The 3,755-nt window shown below is 66.6% G+C and carries 4 protein-coding genes; 1 reads left to right on the top strand and 3 read right to left on the bottom strand.

The window, feature by feature from the left end:
- A partial coding sequence (locus NTW26_01535) for a hypothetical protein (GenBank protein MCX7020956.1) occupies window positions 1-423 on the bottom strand: 423 nt, incomplete at its 3' end.
- Between the two features lie 69 nt (window positions 424-492).
- On the opposite strand from NTW26_01535, the gene mtnA reads away from it, so the two are divergent.
- Window positions 493-1,533, top strand: a complete 1,041-nt coding sequence (gene mtnA / locus NTW26_01530) for an S-methyl-5-thioribose-1-phosphate isomerase (GenBank protein ID MCX7020955.1) — start codon at window positions 493-495, stop codon at window positions 1,531-1,533.
- 188 nt (window positions 1,534-1,721) lie between these two features.
- Here mtnA and NTW26_01525 read toward each other — a convergent pair whose 3' ends face one another.
- Both NTW26_01525 and NTW26_01520 read right to left on the bottom strand, forming a co-directional pair.
- A complete protein-coding gene (locus NTW26_01525) occupies window positions 1,722-2,594 on the bottom strand; it encodes a BMP family ABC transporter substrate-binding protein (protein ID MCX7020954.1) in 873 nt (290 codons plus the stop codon).
- A partial coding sequence (locus tag NTW26_01520; GenBank protein MCX7020953.1) for a hypothetical protein occupies window positions 2,584-3,755 on the bottom strand: 1,172 nt, incomplete at its 5' end. The genes NTW26_01525 and NTW26_01520, both read right to left, overlap by 11 nt.

Below are 3,755 nucleotides of genomic sequence, written 5' to 3'. Positions count from 1 at the left end.
GGAGCTGGAGAGGGACTCCGGCATGACCGGGTCGTGCCGCCCGCCGACGAGAACCGGCTGGACGATGACAGACGGGACGTTGTAGTCGTAGCGGAAATCGAAGTTCTCCACCGCCGGTCGGGACTGGACGCTCTCTCCCTCCGGCTGCTCCTCCTCCTTGACGGTCTCGATGTCCCGGTCGTTGACCACGATGGGCTCGGTGAACCCCTCCATCAACTGGCGGATGGTCGCCAGGCGCTGCGGCTCGGCGTCGGGCTCGGTGAGGATGGACAGGATGGTGATGGGCCCGCCGCCGTGATTCGACGGATCCCCCTGCTCCACCCTGACCCGGGTCACCCACATGAGTATCAGCAGGTTGACCAGAAGGGACAGGAGCAGGAAACGGCTCAGCCCGCGCCAGCCTCGATCGTCGTGTTCCATCATGTTACGGGGCTTGACAGGGCGCCCCCGAGATGGGATGGTTGATCCGTCAATTTTGCCGGAGGTTGCGCCGTGCCGGTGAAGACCATCGCCTGGGAGAACGATTCACTCGTCATTCTCGACCAGACCCGCCTGCCGACCGAGGAACGCTACGTCGTCCTGGAGACCGTCGAGGACGTCCACCGGGCCCTCAAGCGGCTCGAGGTCCGCGGCGCCCCGGCCATCGGCGTGGCGGCCGCGCTGGGGCTCTACATCGCAATCCGGTACGGCGTTTACCATACATACGATAGCCTCAAAAACGCGCTTCGTCAAGCGGCGGATTACCTGGCGTCGAGCCGCCCCACGGCGGTCAACCTCACCTGGGCCCTGGAGCGGATGACGGCCATGGCCGAGGGGATGGCCGGCGCGGAGCCCGAGACGGTGAAACGGGCCCTCCTCGACGAGGCGCTCGCAATCCTGGCCCATGACCGGGAGGTCTGCCGCGCCATCGGGCGCCACGGTCAGGCGCTCCTCGCGGACGGTTCCGCCGTTCTCACCCACTGCAACGCCGGCGGGCTGGCCACCGTGGATTACGGCACCGCCCTGGGCGTGATTTACGCCGCGGTGGAGGCGGGAAAAAAAATCCGCGTCTTCGCCGACGAGACGCGGCCGCTTTTGCAGGGGTCGCGGTTGACCGCCTGGGAGCTCGAAAAATCCGGCGTGCCGGTAACGCTCATCTGCGACGACATGGCAGCCGCGGTGATGGCCCGGGGCCTGGTGGACTGCGTGATTACCGGGGCGGACCGGATAGCCGCCAACGGCGACGCGGCCAATAAAATCGGCACCTACGGCCTGGCCGTTCTGGCCCGGGAGCACGGCCTGCCCTTCTACGTCGCCGCCCCGCTGTCCAGCTTCGATTTCGACCTGCCGTCCGGGGACGGGATTCCCATCGAGGAGCGCGACCCCGACGAGGTCCGCCGGTTCCACGGGTTGGAGACCGCGCCGCCGGGGGTGGACGTCTTCAACCCCGCCTTCGACGTGACCCCGCACCGCTACATCACCGCCTTCGTCACCGAACGCGGCGTCATCCGGCCGCCTTTCGGGGACACGCTGAAAGGGCTGTCCGGCCGCTGACAACCCCGACCCGATGAAAAAAAAGACGGGGTTTAACCCGCCCTGACACTTGAGATTTCGAGGTAGCCCGGAACCTACCGTCTCCCAAGAAATAATCCCGCCTCTCGCACCTGCGCCTCGATCGAGCCTATCACGTTCGTGCTCCGAAACCTATCGTCCCCCAAGGGTCAATCCCACCCTCGACCGCGCTAAGACCTCAGAGCGCCGGCTTCTCCGCCGGCTCCTCCGCCAAAAGCTCCGCCTCCCGGGCGTCCAGCTCGGCGAAAACCCTGCCCCTTCTCGATCCAGTTCTGGTTGAGGTCGCTTCCGATGGCGAGCCGGTTGTAGTTCTTGGCCATCAGAAAGACCGCCTCAGCGCTCTTGCCGCAGAAGGCGAAGATGATGTCCACGTTGCGGCCGTACTGCTTGCGGGCGAGGAACTCGGCGCGCTGCTTGTTATTCAGGGCGTCGGGCCCGGAGCCGATGAAATCCGCGATGACTTCTATCTCGGGGATTTCCCGTCCCTCATCGCGCAGGAGCACGGCGGCTATCATCGCCCCCTCCTGGTAGCCGGCCAGCACCCGCCGGCTGGAGCGGTCCTCGAAAGCGCCGATGAAGCCTATCCGGCCCGTCCGGGTGGTCATCGCCGCGATGACTCCCATGGAGACCGCGGCCCGTCGGCTCTCCAGGGAGAGGGCGACGACGTTGTCCATCTCGACTTCCCCGTCCACCAGGATGAAGTGCTGGTCCGGGTGGGCGAGCGCCACCGGCTCGAGGTAGGAGGGGTCGCAGGCCACCACGATGCAGTCCAGACCGTCCGCGGCCAGCTCCTCCAGGAAGCTCTGAAGCTCCTGTTGGTCGCGGGGCTCCCGTTCGGTGAGGCTGACCCGGTAGTCGCGCACCGACCGGGACACGGCCAGCTTAATCGCCTCGTTGAAGGACTTGTCGTTGCTGCCGCCCAGGCCGTAGATGACGCCCAGCTTGAACTTTCCCTCCACGGTGGAGGAGTCTTCGCAAGCGGCCGCGAAGAGGAGGGCGCAGAAAAGGCCTGCGAGCGCCAAAAGCTTGAACCTATCCGTCATGCCAACAGCCTTCCCGGTGAGGAGCCGACAAACCGCACAGGCACTCCAGCCGGTCCACGATGCGGGTGGAGGCGCCGGCCCGCTCCTCGCAGTACCTTCTCGCGGCGGCGCCCTTCGATCGGGCTTCCCCGGAATCCTTTAACAACCGCCGCAGCGCTTTTTCGAGCTGGTCAAAATCCTCGACCCTCTCGGCGACTCCCATCGCGGCGAGCTCCACCGCCTCCGCCGAGTTGCCGATACGGGGTCCGAAGACCAGCGCCGCCCCAAAAGCCGCCGGTTCCAGGACGTTGTGCAGACCGCGATCCCAGAAACCGCCGCCGATGTAAGCCACCCGGGCCAGGGAGTAAAGCTCGAAGAGGCAGCCCACCGTGTCCACGAGGACCAATCGGCCCTCGACGACTCCCCCGCGTTCAACGAGAGCCGTCAGCCTCTCGGGGGGCACCCCCTGGGAAATCAAGACGGATTCTATCCCCCCCAGGTGCCCCTCGTCAACGTGGTGTGGAGCCAGGACGACCGCCATATCTTCCCGTTCGGCCAGGAGTTTCGCGATGATGGGCAGGAGCCCCTCCTCGTCGGGAGGGTGGGTGCTACCGCAAACGAGGACCGGCCCGGCGTTCGGAAAGCGGATGGGCGGCCCGCCGGCCGATTCGCGGCGCGTCAGGACGGCGTCGAACTTGGAATCGCCGGTGACCTCCACCCCTTCGGGCGTAATTGCCCGGAGTAAGCGGGCGCTCGGGGTGTCGGCGGCGCCGACGAAGTTGCAGGCGCACAGGACCGCCCGATAAAAACCGCGCAGCAGCGGGTGGGCCATCCCGGAACGCCGGTGGACTGCGGCCGAGACCAGGGCCACGGGGACCCCGGTTTCCCGAGCGGTCCAGGCCAGCTCCGGCCACAGATCGAACTTGACGAAACAGACGAGATCGGGCTTAATAAGGTCGAGGAGCCGCCGCGCCGCCGCCGGCGAGTCCAGCGGCAGGAGGAAGACGTGATCGGCCAGACCTCCGTGACGACTGTATCGCAGGCCGGTCTCGGAGAAGAAGCTCAAAAGGACGAGCGACCGGTCGCCGTGACGCCGACGCATTTCGGCGAGGATGGGGCGGGCCTGCTCGAATTCCCCCAGCGAAGCGCAGTGGAACCACAGCCGCGGCTTGCCCCGGTCGA

Source organism: bacterium (assembly GCA_026398675.1).
GTDB lineage: Bacteria > RBG-13-66-14 > RBG-13-66-14 > RBG-13-66-14 > RBG-13-66-14 > RBG-13-66-14.
This window is presented reverse-complemented; position numbering and strand designations above follow the sequence as displayed.